This is a genomic window from Luteolibacter sp., assembly GCF_039920825.1.
GTDB lineage: Bacteria > Verrucomicrobiota > Verrucomicrobiia > Verrucomicrobiales > Akkermansiaceae > Luteolibacter.
Genome location: NZ_JBDSCX010000012.1, coordinates 56434 through 71774, shown reverse-complemented (window position 1 = coordinate 71774; position 15341 = coordinate 56434). Strand labels below are relative to the sequence as shown.

Annotated in this window: 15 protein-coding genes; 7 read left to right on the top strand and 8 right to left on the bottom strand. The window is 59.3% G+C overall.

Annotation, left to right across the window (positions count from 1 at the left end; translation table 11 throughout):
• Window positions 1-133: 133 nt before the first annotated feature.
• The 5 genes from ABIQ96_RS02920 to ABIQ96_RS02900 form a co-directional block, all read right to left on the bottom strand.
• On the bottom strand, window positions 134-583 hold the full coding sequence (locus ABIQ96_RS02920; RefSeq protein WP_348213044.1) for a DoxX family protein: 450 nt from the start codon (window positions 581-583) through the stop codon (window positions 134-136).
• A complete protein-coding gene (nuoF, locus tag ABIQ96_RS02915; RefSeq protein WP_348213043.1) occupies window positions 584-1978 on the bottom strand; it encodes an NADH-quinone oxidoreductase subunit NuoF in 1395 nt (464 codons plus the stop codon). It lies immediately after the preceding gene.
• Window positions 1979-1992: 14 nt separating this feature from the next.
• Window positions 1993-2568: an NAD(P)H-dependent oxidoreductase subunit E gene (locus ABIQ96_RS02910; RefSeq protein WP_348213042.1), complete on the bottom strand. Its 576-nt coding sequence runs from the start codon at window positions 2566-2568 to the stop codon at window positions 1993-1995.
• Between the two features lie 44 nt (window positions 2569-2612).
• The gene (gene nuoD, locus ABIQ96_RS02905; RefSeq protein ID WP_348213041.1) at window positions 2613-3872 is read right to left on the bottom strand and encodes an NADH dehydrogenase (quinone) subunit D; all 1260 of its coding nucleotides are present in this window, start codon (window positions 3870-3872) and stop codon (window positions 2613-2615) included.
• Window positions 3873-3936: 64 nt separating this feature from the next.
• Window positions 3937-6168 (bottom strand): hypothetical protein, encoded by a 2232-nt coding sequence (locus ABIQ96_RS02900; RefSeq protein WP_348213040.1) that lies wholly within the window; start codon window positions 6166-6168, stop codon window positions 3937-3939.
• 154 nt (window positions 6169-6322) lie between these two features.
• Here ABIQ96_RS02900 and ABIQ96_RS02895 point away from each other — a divergent pair, with 154 nt between their 5' ends.
• Complete coding sequence (locus ABIQ96_RS02895; RefSeq protein ID WP_348213039.1) at window positions 6323-6832, top strand: ACT domain-containing protein; 510 nt, start codon at window positions 6323-6325, stop codon at window positions 6830-6832.
• Between the two features lie 674 nt (window positions 6833-7506).
• Window positions 7507-7824, top strand: a complete 318-nt coding sequence (locus ABIQ96_RS02890) for a hypothetical protein (RefSeq protein ID WP_348213038.1) — start codon at window positions 7507-7509, stop codon at window positions 7822-7824.
• Window positions 7825-8325: 501 nt separating this feature from the next.
• Here the strand turns inward: ABIQ96_RS02890 and ABIQ96_RS02885 are convergent.
• Window positions 8326-10158, bottom strand: a complete 1833-nt coding sequence (locus tag ABIQ96_RS02885) for an SLC13 family permease (RefSeq protein ID WP_348213037.1) — start codon at window positions 10156-10158, stop codon at window positions 8326-8328.
• Between the two features lie 126 nt (window positions 10159-10284).
• Here ABIQ96_RS02885 and ABIQ96_RS02880 point away from each other — a divergent pair, with 126 nt between their 5' ends.
• Window positions 10285-10914: a dihydrofolate reductase family protein gene (locus tag ABIQ96_RS02880; protein WP_348213036.1), complete on the top strand. Its 630-nt coding sequence runs from the start codon at window positions 10285-10287 to the stop codon at window positions 10912-10914.
• Window positions 10915-10930: 16 nt separating this feature from the next.
• Here the strand turns inward: ABIQ96_RS02880 and ABIQ96_RS02875 are convergent, their stop codons facing one another.
• The gene (locus ABIQ96_RS02875) at window positions 10931-11125 is read right to left on the bottom strand and encodes a hypothetical protein (RefSeq protein WP_348213035.1); all 195 of its coding nucleotides are present in this window, start codon (window positions 11123-11125) and stop codon (window positions 10931-10933) included.
• Between the two features lie 135 nt (window positions 11126-11260).
• On the opposite strand from ABIQ96_RS02875, the gene ABIQ96_RS02870 reads away from it, so the two are divergent.
• Entirely contained in the window at window positions 11261-11482 is a 222-nt protein-coding gene (locus ABIQ96_RS02870; protein WP_348213034.1) for a hypothetical protein, read from the top strand.
• Between the two features lie 214 nt (window positions 11483-11696).
• Here ABIQ96_RS02870 and lpxB read toward each other — a convergent pair whose 3' ends face one another.
• A complete protein-coding gene (gene lpxB, locus ABIQ96_RS02865) occupies window positions 11697-12824 on the bottom strand; it encodes a lipid-A-disaccharide synthase (protein WP_348213033.1) in 1128 nt (375 codons plus the stop codon).
• A gap of 167 nt (window positions 12825-12991) precedes the next feature.
• Between lpxB and ABIQ96_RS02860 the strand changes: the two genes are divergently transcribed.
• The 3 genes from ABIQ96_RS02860 (at window position 12992) to ABIQ96_RS02850 (ending at window position 15336) form a co-directional block, all read left to right on the top strand.
• The gene (locus ABIQ96_RS02860) at window positions 12992-13849 is read left to right on the top strand and encodes a tetratricopeptide repeat protein (protein ID WP_348213032.1); all 858 of its coding nucleotides are present in this window, start codon (window positions 12992-12994) and stop codon (window positions 13847-13849) included.
• A 49-nt stretch (window positions 13850-13898) separates the two neighbouring features.
• Complete coding sequence (locus ABIQ96_RS02855) at window positions 13899-14462, top strand: polymer-forming cytoskeletal protein (protein ID WP_348213031.1); 564 nt, start codon at window positions 13899-13901, stop codon at window positions 14460-14462.
• A gap of 97 nt (window positions 14463-14559) precedes the next feature.
• Entirely contained in the window at window positions 14560-15336 is a 777-nt protein-coding gene (locus ABIQ96_RS02850; RefSeq protein ID WP_348213030.1) for a polymer-forming cytoskeletal protein, read from the top strand.
• Window positions 15337-15341 lie beyond the last annotated feature (5 nt).

Here is a 15341-nt window from a genome sequence, read left to right as displayed (position 1 = left end):
GTCGCTGAAAAACGGCAGGTGGGAGATGGATGGGTCAGACACCCACCCAATCAAAACATCTGTTTTAAAAGTACCAGTGCAAAACGCTCTGTTAGACATCTGGTTGAATCCTTAAAGGCATTGCCCTAAAGGGTTAAACTACGTGCGATTGGTAACTGCGGCGGATTTCCATCCACCACAGCCAGCCGAGCAAGAGAAAATACCCCGTGAGCTCGGCAGCCTTGCTCCAGTATTGGATCTTCGTGTCGCCTCCATGGCAGCCACAGGAAATGTCCAGACCGTGCGCCCATGCCCAGCCGACCGAAACGGAGAACACCACCACCAATCCAAAGATCGTTAGGAGCGCGCCGCGTCGCAGGATGCCGAGCATCAGGCAGACTCCCGCGATCAACTCGAACCACGGCACCGTGTAGGCGGCGACCGCGTCCCACGGCGCGCTGACCAGCTTGTAGTTCGACACGTCGAACGTGAAGCGATCGAGCCCACTACCGAAAATCTTCACACCGCCGCTGTAAACGAACCAAACGCCCAGCGACACCCGGGCGATCAAGGCCACGACCTGCGATTTCCGGTTCAGATCCATTTACACCGGTTGGAGGAACCGGCGTTGTGCTTCTTCCTCGGGATTGTGCGGAAGCGCTTCGTTGGAGGCTTTGGTGTCGGCCAGAAGTTCATCGCGGAATTTCCCGATGATTGCTTCCACCGGCCAGGACGACGCTTCGCCGAAAGCACAAATCGTGCGACCGTCGATCTGATAGGCGACGCTTTCCAGCGTCTCGATGTCGGACGGACTCGCCGTGCCTTCGACCAAGCGGTCGGATATTTTCTTCATCCATGTCGAGCCTTCGCGGCATGGCGTACACTGGCCGCAGGATTCGTGGGCGTAGAAAGCGTTCAAGTTGTTTAAAACCCACGACATCTTACGCGTGTTATCGAGAACGATGACTCCGCCGGAGCCGGCCATCGAGCCACAGGCTGCGAGGGTGTCGAAGTCCATTTGGATGTCCCAGAAATCGAGGTCTTTGGTCGTGCCGTCCGGGTTCTTCAATTTGAAGACTTCGTTGCACTTGAGAATCTTCGAAGACGATCCACCGGGGATGACGGCTTTGAATTCGCGCCCGTCCTTCGGTCCGCCGCACATGTCGTAGAGCAGTTCGCGCATCGTGATCTTGCCGACCTCGACTTCGAAATAACCGGGCAATTTCACATCGCCGGAAACGCAAAGAATCCGCGTGCCGGTGTTTCTAGCAACTCCGAGCTTCGCGTATTCATCGCCGCCCATGCGGATGATGTGCTTCACGTGGCAGAGAGACTCCACGTTGTTCACGATCGTCGGGCACATGTAGAGGCCGAGCGCGGCGGGGAAATACGGTGGCTTGATCCGAGGATACGGACGCTTGCCTTCGAGCGATTCGATGAGGCCGGTTTCCTCGCCGCAGATGTAGGCACCCGCGCCGCGGTGGACGTAGATTTCGACATCCACGCCGGAACCTAACACGTTTTTCCCGAGAAAATTGTGGGCGCGTGCTTCTTCAATCGCCCGCTCGACGATGAGCGCTGCTTCCGGAAACTCCTCGCGAATGTAGATGTAGGCGACTTTCGCTCCGACGGCGAAACAGGAAATCACCATCCCTTCGACGAGCTGGTGCGGATCCTGATGGAGAATGTAGCGGTCCTTGAAGGTGCCGGGCTCGGATTCGTCGCCGTTGCAGATCAGATAGACCGGCTTCGTGTTGTTCGGCGGAATGAAGGTCCATTTCATCCCGGTCGGGAAACCCGCGCCGCCACGGCCGCGCAGGCCGGACTTCTTCACCTCTTCGGTGATGTCCTTCGGGGCCATCGTGAATGCTTTTTTCAAATCATCGTAACCGCCGTCACGCATGTAGCAGTCGATGGACGGATCCCAGCCCTCGCGGTCCACATTCTTGAAAATGAGCCGGTATTCGCGGGCGTGCGGTTGCTTGGTGTAGTTGATCATGCGGCGAAAATCAGTTAGGCGTTCGGGACGTATTTCGCGAGAAGCTCCTCGGCTTTCTCGGGAGCGATGGCTTCATGGAAATCATCGTTCACCATGCAAACCGGAGCACTGCCGCAGGAGGCGAGGCACTCGGCGAATTCGACGGAAAATTTTCCGCAAGGCGAGACGGTGACCGGATGGTGATGCGAATCGCTGGCGGAACGGTCGATACCGGTGAGTTCGCAAAGGCGCTCCATCAGCTCGTAACTGCCACCCATCGCGCAGGAAAGTGTGCGGCAGACGCGGATGTGGAATTTCCCCGGAGCCGATTGGCGGAAGCCCGGATAGAATGTCACCACTTCGAGCACCTTGATCGGTTGGATCTCCAGCTTCGCAGCCACCCATTCGATCGCGGGAGCCGAGATGAATCCGAACTTGTGCTGGACGATGTGAAGCAGCGGCAAGGTGGCCGAACGCTTGCTAGCAGGATAGTGCGAGATGCGCTCATCCGCTTCCGCCTCAAGCTCGGCGGTCACTGCGAACGGCGTATAGAACTGGCTGCCAGGTGTCTCGTGCGAGGCGACGGATTCTTCGAGAGTGGAGTGGGACATCGGAGATTTGGAAATTTTGATTTAGCCCAAGGACCGGGAGTTTTCTAACGATCGCACTCGCCCATCACGAAATCGAGCGAGCCGAGGATGGCCGGGATGTCGGAAACCATGTGGCCGGGCAGGAGTTTCGACGTGATGGAAAGGTTGCAGAACGAGGGGCTGCGGATTTTCAGGCGATACGGGACTCCGCCGCCTTTGGAGTGGATGTAGAAACCGAGTTCGCCCTTGGGATTTTCCGCAGCGAAATAGACTTCGCCGGCAGGAGCATCGATGCCTTGGGTGGAGACGATGAAATGGTGGATGAGCTCTTCCATCGACATCAGGACGCGCTCCTTGTTAGGCAGCATGCTCTTGGAGTCGGCGAGGTTGATCGGTCCGTCCGGCATGGTGTCGAGGACCTGGCGGCAGAGGAGGATGGACTGCCGCATTTCCTCCATCCGGACCTGATAGCGGGCGTAGCAATCGCCTTCTTCGGCGATGGGCACGTCGAACTGATATTTTTCGTAGCCGAGATAAGGGCTATCCTTGCGGAGGTCGCGGGGAACGCCGGATGCGCGGAGGTTCGGACCGGTCATGCCCCAGGCGATGGCGGACTCGCGGCTGATCACGCCGACATCAACCATGCGATCGAGGAAGATCTTGTTTTTATCCAACAGCTTCGCAATTTCACCGATGGTCACGAGGCACTCGTCGAGGAATTGACGGACGGTTGCTTCGAAACCGGGCGGCATGTCGCGCAACTGACCGCCGACGCGGGTGTAGGAAGTCGTGAAGCGGGCACCGGTGAGCTGCTCGCACATGTTATAGATTTTTTCACGCTCGGTGAAGGTGTATAGGAAAACGGTCATCGCGCCGACGTCCATGGCACAGACGCCGACTCCTAACATGTGGGAGGAAATCCGGGCGAGTTCGCAGCAGAGGACGCGCAATGCCTGACCGCGTGGTGGCAGCGTCCAGCCCATCAGTTTTTCGACGGCGCAGGCGTAGGCGACATTGTTAGCGAGAGGGGCCAGATAATCCAACCGGTCCGTGTAAGGCACGAACTGGTTGTAGTGCATGTTCTCCGCGATCTTCTCGTCGCCGCGATGGAGGAAGCCCACATCCGGATCGGCCGAATGAATGATTTCCCCGTTCAGTTCGAGGATCAGGCGCAACACCCCGTGCGTCGCCGGATGGGACGGGCCCATGTTCAGGACCATCCGCTCGCCGACGAGGTCATCGGTTTCCTCGTGGTAGCTCTCCGCAGCACGGGCGGCGCGGGCGATGGTGTCGGGTGCCTCGAATTCTTGGGTGGTCGTACTCATGCCTGATTTGCCGGGGAAAGAAACGCCCAAAGGGGCCTGTTTCGCAAGGGGTTTGTGAAAATTTTCACAAGCTCCCGCGACCGTAGCGCTCGCGGAATTGCTTGAGCAGGTCGTCCACGCGATCCGTGTCCGCCGAACTCGGCGGCGGGGCCACTTCGGCGGGGGCGGCTGGCTGCATCGGAGCAGGTTCCGGACTCGGTTGAAACTGAGGCACCGGCTCGGCGGGCGTGAATGCCTGCGGTGCTGCTTGGAAAGGAGAATCCATTTGCGGTTGGAAGGAACCTTGTGGATGAATGGGTTCCTGCGGAGCTGGTTCAGCCGCAGTAAATTGCGTCGGCGCGGCCTGAAATGGGGATTCTACCTGCGGTTGGAAATTCGGCTGTTGTCCGTACAATTTCTCCGTCGGTGGAGTGAACGCAGGTTGGAATGGCGAAGCCGTCAGCGGCTGGAAAGTTCCCTGCGCGACGAAACCCGTTTGGGGAGACGGTTCCACCGACGTATATTCCACGGGAGCATTCTGGAATGAAGGCTCCACCTGAGGTTGAAAGGCGGCTTGCGGGGCCGGCTGCTCTTGGGGTGCATCCTCAAATGGCGAGTAATTCTGTTGCGACAGAGGGTCCGCAGGCGGCGGGTTGAATGTATAGGATTCGATTGGTGCCGCTTGGAAAGCCACTGGCTCCTGCCCTGTTTCCATTGGCGAAACTTGGAACGGAGATTCCACCGGGGCTTGGAAATTCGGTTGGAACGTCACCGGCTCCGGAGCCATTTCCGCTGCCACAGCTCGGAACGGGGATTCTACGGGCGGCTGGAATACCGGGGTCTCGGCAACAAACACCGGCTCCGGCGCGGGTGGATTCCAAGTATTCACAGGTTGCGGAGGCGAAAATTGATTGTCGTAGCCAACCGGCTCGGGAATTTGAACCTGCGGGATTTCCGGCTCTATTTCCACCGGAGGTGGCGGCGAAAACTCAGGTGCGGGCCAAGTCGGCTCCGGCTCGACCACTACCGGCGGCTCTGGCTCGAAGGTAAATGCCGGAGCTGCCACAGGCGCGACTTCCTCCACCACTGGCGGGGCCTCGATGACAGGCTCTGGCTCCTGCGCCACAAAAACCGGTGCTTGATGAGAAAATTGCGGAATCGGAGCGGCGATCGGCGGCGGCGCCATCACCGGAGCCACTTCGGCGGCGGGAGCGGTATCCGTTGCTGTTGCTTTCAACCACGCCATCCCTGCCGCACGGATCAAACCGCGGGCATGGCTGCCGGAGGATCCGAGATCGATGCGCTCCAGAACCTTGGCTCCCAGTCCGGGGACGCGCGAATCGAGCAGCGCCGCCATTTCCGATTCCTTCAATGGCTCGAGCTCAACCACCACTTCGGAGAGGCGATCCGCAAGGCCACCGCTGAGGCGTGGCACGAAGGCGCTTTCCCAAATGTCCAGGTTGAGCGAAAGGATCACGTCGAGCCGGTCCACCGATTGGCGGAGCGATCCGAGAAATGCGGCAAAGCGAAGGGCTGCCGTTTCATCCGAGGAAAATCCTTCCAAATCATCCGCCACCAGAATCACGCGCATCAATTGGGTGACCAAGCCAAGCAGCGCCTCCAAGCGCTCCATTTCCCCACCGGTTCCCTCGTGAACCGTGTCTGCTAGAATCCTGACCCGGTTGGAATGATCCAAGGGCGCCGCGGCAAACCGGAACAAGGTTTCCACCCAGAAGGCGACTTCCCTAACTGGCAATCCACCGCGCTGTGCGAGTTCGAGGCTCAACCGCTGGCCAAGCACTTCGAAATTTTCCCGTGCCCAGTGGGCGGTCACGGCATTCGGATGATGAAAATCAAAAGTCTCGATTGGCCGCAGGCGCAGGGCGCTCAACGCTCCTTCGCGGTCCTGGCAAGGCACCTCGCCCGAAGCCACCAGCGGCTGAAGCGCGGAGGCGAACAAACGGCGCGTCACCAGGTCCAAAACACACAGCCCGCCCGAGGCCGGCAACTGCTTGACCAGACAACGCAGCGTGTCGTCGATCACCGAAGCCGCATCGATCCGGCAGCCGAACGACGCGTGCAACGGGATGAATTCGTGAGTCCCGCCCATCTGGTGCTGGATGCGCGAGAGCAAATGGGTTTTGCCATGGCCCGCGCGCGGCGCACGGAGAAGGATGCAGCGTCCCGATTTCTCCACCGGGACGGAAAGGATGTCGGAAAGCACCTCATACGCCTGCCGGTTCACGGATTCCGCATGAGTGTGGGGCGTCCGCCCGAGCGTTTCGAAGAGATGTTGGAACGGGTGTTCGTTGGCCATGGGGAGGTTATCGTTCGATTCGGGCGCATGCTGAATGGCTTTTCAGCCCTCCACAAGACCGGAGGGAAGAAAATCAAAGCAGATGAAAGACCGTCCCTGATGGAAAATTGAAAAACCTGTGGCATTTCAAAATCACTCTGCTTTTCTCCGTTCCATGAAATCCTACCTCGTCATGACCGTGCTTGGCAACGACCGCCCCGGACTCGTCAGCTCACTCGCCGACACCGTCGCAAGTCATGGCGGAAACTGGCTGGAAAGCCGCATGGCCCGGCTCGCCGGACAATTCGCCGGCATCGTCCGCATCGAATGCGCGCCGGACACCGTGGACGCCCTGATCAAGGAACTCCAGGCCCCCGGCAACTCCGGCCTCACCATCACCGCCGTCCGCGAGGAAGAGGATGAAGCCATCGCCCGCCGCACGCTGATCGTCGATGTCGTCGGCAACGACCGCCCGGGCATCGTCCGCGAGCTTTCCGCCGCCGTCGCCAACGCCGGAGGAAACATCGAGGAACTCACCACCGGCCTCGAAAGCGCGCCGATGAGCGGCCACCCGATGTTCCGCGCCCACGGCGTCATTTCCATTCCGGAAAACACCGAGACCGATGTCATCATCGCCGCCATCGAAACACTCGGCGGTGATCTGACAGTGGATCTATCGATTTGAGGCAGGTGGACCCGTCCCTGCTTGTTAGCCGGGACCGAAAGAACACACTGTTCTGCAAGAATTTATGAGAGCATCAATCATCGTAACAATCGTGCTCCGTCTCTTTGCAGTCCAATGGGCAGTAACAGGAGTCGTGAGTCTCCTGGGAATTCTGGGCTACAGCACGACCTTTCCATCGGACTCGGAGGCTCAGGTAGTCTACAGGCTTCAGATACTTGCTGTCCCAGTGAGCTATATGGTTCTGGCATTGGCAGCGTGGTTCTTTGCGGCATCAGTCGCAAAGCGCGTTGTCCCCAGTTCGGACCCGGAGCTTGGAATGATAGGTATTTCCGCACGGGATTTGTATGGGCTCGGCATTCTTGTTGTAGGCATCACTGCATTCCTGTCGCACTTGGCGACAATGTTGAATTGGTTTCACTATCTTATATTGAACCGAGCCGGAGAAGCTCTTATGCAAGGGAGGAATGGACTTTCATTCTACGACGTAACGAAGGAAGTCGTTCCATGCGTCGGAGGCGCAATACTTGCCTTTGCTTCACCAAAGATCGGTGCCCGATTAGCCCGCACAGGAGGAAATCAAGATGCGGAACAAGCAGGTCGAGGCGACGGCGATAAGCCCTCAAAGTAAATCAGAGCCCCAGCCGCCTAGCCAGAGCTCGTACGTTCGCCAGAAAATGAAGCCAAGATCGATTGCTATCGCACTTCTTCTCAGTGGCATTGTCTTTGGGTTGGCAAGTCTGGGACAGGTGACGGTTGCGACTCATCTTCATACGCCAGGGACCAGCATCCTACTGTCGCCGGAACTGGAAATAATAATTGGGGCTAACTCAAAGCTGCGCGAGAAACTGAGAGACGAAGATGAAGTGGCTCAGAAGAAAATTCTTACAATCGTCGGAGCTCACCTTCAGGTTTGCGTTCTTCTTGGTGTTGCAGGCGGATTTCAGGTTGTTGCAGGACTTCTCCTATTACACGGAGAGAAAAGGCGCAGCTAGTTGATCTGAGAGAATCGAATTTTGTTAGGAATTCCCTGCGATTTTGACAATTCCCTTTCCTTTGTCCGGACTATCATCACCCGGCGAATGGCTTTCGTCACGCCGCCACGCGCCATCCCATGGCAAACCGCGCCAGCAGCCTCGTATCGCAATGGTCTGGCCATAGCATCACTGGAATCATTCCCTTTCCGGACGTCAAACCATTACGCCGGAAGCGATGGGCTGATCCGGCTGCTACCGATTTCCTAGGAAAAACCTGCCGGAAACCGGATAGAAAAAGGACAAGCCGCCGCCACAAACCGGCTTTCCGGTCATTTCAACGGGTCTGAATGCAAAAGGTGCCCGCTGGGTTGTAGCGGATGGGATTTTGCATGCAAAAGGTGGCCACCTACGTGTTGGGGATGGGTATTTGCATGCAAAGGGGGGCCACGGACGTGTTCCGGACGGGCTTTTGCAGCTGCGGAATCCCCGCGGCTGACGCGCGACGGAGCGTTCCGATCCTTAGAACGGCCAGATGTGCGGGATCAGCAGGCAGGAAACCACCCAGCAGATCAGGTTCAGCGGGATGCCGACCTTGAGGAAATCGGTGAATTTATAACCACCCGGTCCATAGACCATCATGTGCGTTTGATAGCCCATCGGCAGGGCGAAGGCGGTGGAGGCGGCGACGGTGACCGCCATGATGAACGGCCGCGGATTCACGCCGATCTCGTGGGCGAGGGTCATCACGATGGGAACCAGCATCACCGCGGTGGCGTTGTTCGAAAGCACTTCAGTGAGGCAGATGGTGAGGATGAAAACGAGCCACAGCATGACCAGCGGAAGATTCTGCGGGGAAACGAAATGCTCCGCGACATTCACCAGTTCCCGTGCCAGCCATTCGGCGGTGTGCGTGTCCTTCATCGCCATCCCGAGACCTAGCAGGCCGTAGAGCATCAACATCACCTGCCAGTCGATGCTGGCGTAGGCTTCGCGCGGGGTGATGACTTTAAGCCATAACAGCAACAGCGCGCCGACCATCGCGGCATAGTGGATCGGGATCACGGGAACCGCCGGGAAAAAGCCGTGCAGGACATCGGTCAGTGTCGCAGTTAGAACCACACCGATCAGCGCCACCCACGACAGGATCACGTGAGGTGTCACCTTTTTCACGTGGATTTCTTCCGGTAAATCCTCCGGCGAATCGGTGAGAATGAAATCGCGGGTGGCGTCAAGCGCGTCGAGGTTGTTCAAGGCGGTGATGACCAGCAGCGTGTCACCAACGTCCATGGAAAGCTCGGCGATGCGGCTGGTGATGTTGACGCCATTGCGGTGCAGGGCGAGCACCACGCAGTTATAGGTCTGGCGGAAATCGGCTGCGGCAAGGGTTTTTCCCAGCAGCGAGGATTCGTCGCGGACGACGAGCTCGGAGACGATGCCATCCACGGTGGAGAGGACTTGCGCGCCGATGGTTTCGAACAAGCTATCGGGCTTCGCGGCTCCGCCCCGGCGGCGATGGATCGCAACGAGGAAGCGGTCGTTCTTCTCCACCACTATTTTCGACAAGGGGATCATCAGCCGTGTTCCTCGACGGCGGACTTCCATCACGTGGATGCCCATGCCGCGGTCCGCAAGCTGTGTTTCGGAAAGCAATTTACCGACCAACGGCGAGTTCGCCCCGATCAGCAGGTGATAGAGCGGCGAGGTGCGGCTGTCGATTTCAAGGGCACCGGTGATCGACGAGCGGGCGGGAATGAGTTTCGGCCCGAAAATCGTCAGGTAGGCGATGCCGGCGATGGCGAGCGGAACGCCGAGCGGCGCGAGTTCGAACATGGTCATCGGCTTCACCCCCATTTCGCGCAGCGTGCCATTGACGAGGATGTTGGTGGAGGTGCCGATCAGGGTGCTGCAGCCGCCGAGGATCGAGGCGTAGGAGAGAGGCATCAGCAGGCGGGATGCCGCGATATTTTTCGAACGGGCGAAACCCAGCGTCACCGGCAGCATGATCGCCACGATCGCGGTGTTGTTCATCCACGCGCTGAAGAACGCGGTGATGACGGAAAACGCGAGGATCGCCGTCCGGGTATTGCCCGACAGCCTGTCCCTCAGCGCCCGCCCGATGTGATCCACCGCGCCGGATTTCTCCAGACATCCGCCGATGATGAACAACGCTGCGATTGTCAGCGGTGCCTCATTTTTGAAAACATCCGTCATCTTCCCCGGATCCACGAGGCCGAGCGCGACTACCAGGCAGAGCACCGAGAGTGCGATCACATCCGGAGCCGCCCATTCGCGGATGAAGGCAATCAGCGTGATGAGAATCACCGCCAGGGTCAGGCCGATCTGAAGAGTCATGGATTGAAGGGTCCCCGTGTGAGGCGCGCTTTCCATGAACGGCCCGAAGTCATTTGGCAAGAGCGGGATGCCTGTTAAACTTTCGCCCGCCCTTGTGCCCGAGCCTCGTTTGGGAAAAACTCCGCCATGCCGCGTCCCCGCGTTTCCACCAATCTTGCGATCTCCGCCGACGGAAAAATTTCCTCCGTCCGCCGCATCCCCTCCGGCTGGACTTCCCGCGACGACCACGCCCGCCTGGTGGATCTGCGGAAGAACGCCGACGCCCTCCTCATCGGCCGTGGCACCTTGGAATCCGACGCGATGACGCTCACCGTCCCGGGCTCAGCGCGCCAGCCCCTGCGATGCATCGTTTCCGAAACGGGGAAACTCGATCCCGCCCACCCCATTTTCTCCACACCAGGCGGCGACATCCACCTCGTCGTCACCGGCGATTCCCCTCCCCCCTCAACTCCGAAAATCACCGTCCACCACCGGACGCTCGGCGAATTTCTCGAACTCCTCGCCGCCGACTACGGCATCCGCCACATCCATTGCGAAGGCGGCGGCCAACTCATCCGCTTGCTCGCGGAAATCGACGCCATCGACGATTTCCACCTCACCCTTGCCGGCCACCCCCTCTTCGGCGGCCTTCAGGCACCCACTGCCACCGGCATTCCCGGCGACTTCCTGCCGAAATCACTCGATTTCGAAATCAGCCATTTCACGCCCCGCCCCGATCTCGGCGAGTGCTTTCTCAGCTACACCCGCCGCCGCTGATTGAGCGGCCGGGTTTTCAATGCTCCGCCTTTTCCTCGTGATCCGCCCCGTCGTGACCGGGCGTTTCATGCTCCGTTCCGGCGTGCTCGCCACCGGCCGCATGATGCTCGTGAAGCTGCTTGGTGCCGTTAGGCCCGTCAAATTCATGGCGTTCGCAGGAAACTCCGAAGAACAAGGAAACAGCCACCAGAAGGATCGAGAATAATTTCATCGCGCCGCTTCAATAGCCACTCGCCCGCGAAAGGCAACCCCCAAGCGGTCGGAAAATTCAGCCTGCTTTCCACCCCGAATCCTCTCGCCCATTTCCGCCAGTCCACCATCATTGCCACATTTCCTGCTATCAGCCATGAACACCACCCCCAAACCCTGCCGGAACTGCGGCGGCAACGAGCAATATTCCCAGGAAGTCTCCGCCAACGGCGGCCACGGCCCCGCCCTGCTCCCGCTCGGCTTCTTTGCCTTCGCGAAATTCGAAATCCGCGTCTGCGGCGGCTGCGGGCTCGTTGACTGGTTCGTTCCCGACCGACTCATGCCCAAGGTGAAGGCGAAATTCACCCGGGAACGGTAATCTCCTCGCGGCCTCTCCCGCCCGGCGGGCGGAAACTTTGGACTGTGGTGGGCATCACCGCTTTGAGGGGCAGGCTGATTTGAACACAGACCGTTAGATCCAGAAAAACACCCGCACTCGCCACTTTTTTCTGAGGAAACGAACTCCAAGGGAACGTCGGAGTCTCCCTCAAAGCGGTGATGCCCACCGCAGTCCAAAGGTGATCCATGCCGGATCACCCCAGCCATCCCGCGACCGCTTGCGCAGCACGTTCATGAGCTCCGAGGCCGCCGAGCATGGCTGTGGTTTCGGCGAGGCGGGCTTGCAGGGCTTCGCGTTTCGCCGGCGAATCGAGGAAGGCTTGCAGAGACCTGGCGACGGGAACGGGCTCGGCTTCGCTCTGGATGAGCTCTTCGACGACTTCCTCTCCTGCCAAAATATTGACGAGGCCGATGAGTTCGATTTTGACTAACAATTTTGCCGCCACGTAGGTAAGCGGCGCCATCCGATAGACAAGGCAGTAGGGCAAACCATAGTAGGCGGCCTCCAACGTGGCGGTGCCGCTGGCGATGACGGCGCAGCAGGCGCGCTGCATGAGGGACTGGCTGCCACCGTTAGTGACGGTGACGAGATCCTCCGCTCCGCCTGCCGTCATCAGCTCGCGGATCTGCACAGCAAGCTTCGCGGTGGCGGCGGGGACTTCGAATTTCAGGTTTTTGTTAGCGACTGAGAGAAGTTTCGCCGATTCGATCATCATCGGGAACAGGCGGGCGACTTCGCGTTCACGGCTGCCGGGAAAGAGTCCGACTAACAAATCGTCGCGTCGCACGCCCGCGATGCGCTTTTCCTCCAGCTCATCGACGAGAGGATTTCCGACGAATGTTGCCTTGAGTCCGGCGCTTTGGAAAATCGGAGGCTCGAAAGGAAACAGGCAGAGAATTTCATCCAGCAACTTCGCCATGACCGGGACGCGGCGTTTGTTCCAAGCCCACACTTTCGGACTGATGTAATAGATGATGCGGGTGGCCGGACATTCACGTTTCACCGCTTCGGCGAAACGCAGGTTGAAACCGGGGTAGTCGATGAGCAGGAGAATATCCGGCTGGAAGGTCTTCAACGCCGCCAGCATTTCAGTGAAGCGCTCCTTGAACCAACCGTAGCGTTTCAAAACCTCCCAAACGCCCATCACCGCCGCGTCCTCGACCCAGTCTTTCAGCCCAGCTCCGGCGACTTCGGCCATTTCCGCCCCGCCGACGCCGCGGATTTCCAAATCGGGGACCATTTCCTTGAGCGACCGCAACAATCCCGCGCCATGAACGTCTCCGCTCAACTCCCCGGCGACCACGTAAACCCGTTTCGACATGTGCCGCGACGCTAGGCAAAGTGCCCGGTTCTGACCAACCAAAATCCGTCCGGCACGCTGGCTGCTGGCGGCAATCGGCCGAAATCGGAAAACTTCGAGAGTTCCGCATTGATTTCGACGGCGCTGCGGCTTTGATCGGCCCCCGCAGCTCTGCTTATTTTCCCATCATGTCCGCTGATCTCAAAGAATCGCCCGTCCCTCTTGCTGAAATTTCCCAAGGGCCAAACGCTTTTGAAGCCTTTCTCGACCGCAATCAGAAGGGCATCGCAGCTTTCGCCTTGTTGCTGGCGCTGGGTGCGATCGCCCTGGTAGTCCAGCGTGGTATGGAAACCAACCGCCAGGAAGATGCCGGTGCGGCGCTGGTGAAAGCGGAGGATCTCGCGTCATTGCAAGCAGTGGTGGTCGGTCACAAGGACACCCAAGCGGCCGGCAGCGCGATGGTTTTGCTGGCGAACAGCCAATGGACGGCAGGCAAGCAGGACGAAGCGATCGGTACGTTGCGGAAGTTCATCGAGAGCAACCCGGACCACCCGGCAGTTCCAACCGCGAAGGCCAGCCTTGGTGCGAAACTGATGGCGCAGGGGAAATCCGGCGACGCCAGCAAGGTATTCGACGAACTCGTTTCCGACCCCGCCTCAGCCTACATCGCACCATTCGCCCTCGTCTCGCTGGGCGACATCGCGAAAGCGGAAGGGGACCTGACCAAAGCGGAAGCCTCCTACGTGAAGGTGAAAAACGATTTCCCCGACAGCAATTTCTCCGAAACCGCAGGCCGTCGGATCGCCATTCTCAAAGCCAAGCCACCGGTGGAAATCGCTCCGCCGCCGGCTCCTCCAGCACCACCCGCCTCCTCCACTCCCGGTGCTGAATCTTCTCCCTCGCTGACTCCTCCTCCGGGCATCACCCTGACCCCCGGAATCGCCAATCCCGGCCTCGAAATTCCGGCGGATCCTCCGTCGCAAGAAGGAACGCCGGCTCCCGGTATTGAAATCCAAGAGGAACCCGCGGCTCCCGAAAAGCCGTAATCCTTGAATCGATTTGACATCCCTATAACTCCAACCATCCTTTACCACCGTGTTTAAAAAAGTAATCGGCCAAGACAACAGCGAATCCCAACGGACCGCTCCTCCACTTCCGGAAACCCGCCACCCGGAGCCAATCCACGCCCCTGTGCAACCGTCCTACGGTTCACAGCAACCTGCCGTCGTGGCTGCCCGCCCGAGCCCCGCCGCCACCCGCAACGTCCTCTCGACCGACGTTGAAATCAAAGGCACCGTCAAGTTCACCAACGACCTCGTCGTCGATGGCAAGATCGAAGGTGAAATCAATTCCGACGGCAACCTCACCGTCGGCGAAAACGCCCGCATCAAGGCAGAGATCAAGACCGCGACCGTCGTCGTTTACGGCAAGGTTCACGGCAATCTCACCGCCACTGACCGCGTCGAACTCAAAGCCAGCGCCGAAGTCGTCGGCGACATCAAGGCCAAGACGCTCTCCATCGAGGCGGGTGCCATTTTCGTCGGCAAATCCACCGTCGGAACCCCGGCCAATCTGCCAGCATCCGCACAACCTGCCGCCAAAGGCGCTGCGACTCCGGAAGCTCCCAAGCAAGGAACTCTTGCCGGCACCGCTTCCTAACTTGCCGAGGTCCCTGTTTTGAGAACCGACCTGTCCTGTCATGGCGGATGAGCCTCATCGCCATCGCATTGAAGTAACTTGCCCGGAATGCGGGCAAGTGCAATCCGAGCCCGCGCTGGTGGTTTCCACCCAATGCCGGGCTTGCCGTGCGAACTTCCAGGTCACCGACGGCAAGGGTGTCGTGCGAACCCGTCCGATCACCCGGCTGGCCGCCCCGCGCAAGGATACCGATCCGGAACCCGAAGTGCGGGCAAGCCCCCAGGCGGTTCAGCCCTATTTACGGAAACGCCCCGCCGCGCCGCCGCGATCGTTTCTCATGCGGTTGTTTCATCCGGTCAAGCCGCCACGCGAGATCACCTGTTTCAATTGCGGCTACGGTTACAAGGCCATTGCCGAAGCGCAATCCAGCCAATGCCCGAAATGCAGCGGCTACATCAGCCTGATGGATTACGACATCACCGAACACTGGAACCGCCGCATCCAAACCTGCGGCGACGTGGTCATCCAGAAAACCGGTGTCGTTTCCGGCGTCACTCTCCAGTGCCATGATCTAACCGTCCTCGGCGAGCTCGCGGGCTCTGTTGATTGCTCGGGCGATCTGATCATCCGCAGCCACGGAAAAATCATCGGCAAGGTCCATTGCCGGAACCTACGCGTCGAGAAAGGCGCGAAGGTGGAATTCCTCAATCCCGTCACCGCCACCTCGGCCTTCATCGACGGCACCGTGCGTGGTCAGATTTCCTGCTCGGGCCCGGTCACTCTGGAAAAGCGCGCCCAGCTCCAGGGCCTCGTTCGCACCAGTTCCCTCATCGTCAAGCCCGGCGCCAAACACTCCGGCACCATCGAGATGATCCCGGCCACTCCTTCCGTCTGACAACA

Coding starts and splice junctions, on each gene's coding strand:
- ABIQ96_RS02920 (WP_348213044.1), bottom strand. CDS start 583: ATGGATCTGAACCGGAAATCGCAGGTCGTGGCCTTGATCGCCCGGGTG.
- nuoF (WP_348213043.1), bottom strand. CDS start 1,978: ATGATCAACTACACCAAGCAACCGCACGCCCGCGAATACCGGCTCATT.
- ABIQ96_RS02910 (WP_348213042.1), bottom strand. CDS start 2,568: ATGTCCCACTCCACTCTCGAAGAATCCGTCGCCTCGCACGAGACACCT.
- nuoD (WP_348213041.1), bottom strand. CDS start 3,872: ATGAGTACGACCACCCAAGAATTCGAGGCACCCGACACCATCGCCCGC.
- ABIQ96_RS02900 (WP_348213040.1), bottom strand. CDS start 6,168: ATGGCCAACGAACACCCGTTCCAACATCTCTTCGAAACGCTCGGGCGG.
- ABIQ96_RS02895 (WP_348213039.1), top strand. CDS start 6,323: ATGAAATCCTACCTCGTCATGACCGTGCTTGGCAACGACCGCCCCGGA.
- ABIQ96_RS02890 (WP_348213038.1), top strand. CDS start 7,507: ATGAAGCCAAGATCGATTGCTATCGCACTTCTTCTCAGTGGCATTGTC.
- ABIQ96_RS02885 (WP_348213037.1), bottom strand. CDS start 10,158: ATGACTCTTCAGATCGGCCTGACCCTGGCGGTGATTCTCATCACGCTG.
- ABIQ96_RS02880 (WP_348213036.1), top strand. CDS start 10,285: ATGCCGCGTCCCCGCGTTTCCACCAATCTTGCGATCTCCGCCGACGGA.
- ABIQ96_RS02875 (WP_348213035.1), bottom strand. CDS start 11,125: ATGAAATTATTCTCGATCCTTCTGGTGGCTGTTTCCTTGTTCTTCGGA.
- ABIQ96_RS02870 (WP_348213034.1), top strand. CDS start 11,261: ATGAACACCACCCCCAAACCCTGCCGGAACTGCGGCGGCAACGAGCAA.
- lpxB (WP_348213033.1), bottom strand. CDS start 12,824: ATGTCGAAACGGGTTTACGTGGTCGCCGGGGAGTTGAGCGGAGACGTT.
- ABIQ96_RS02860 (WP_348213032.1), top strand. CDS start 12,992: ATGTCCGCTGATCTCAAAGAATCGCCCGTCCCTCTTGCTGAAATTTCC.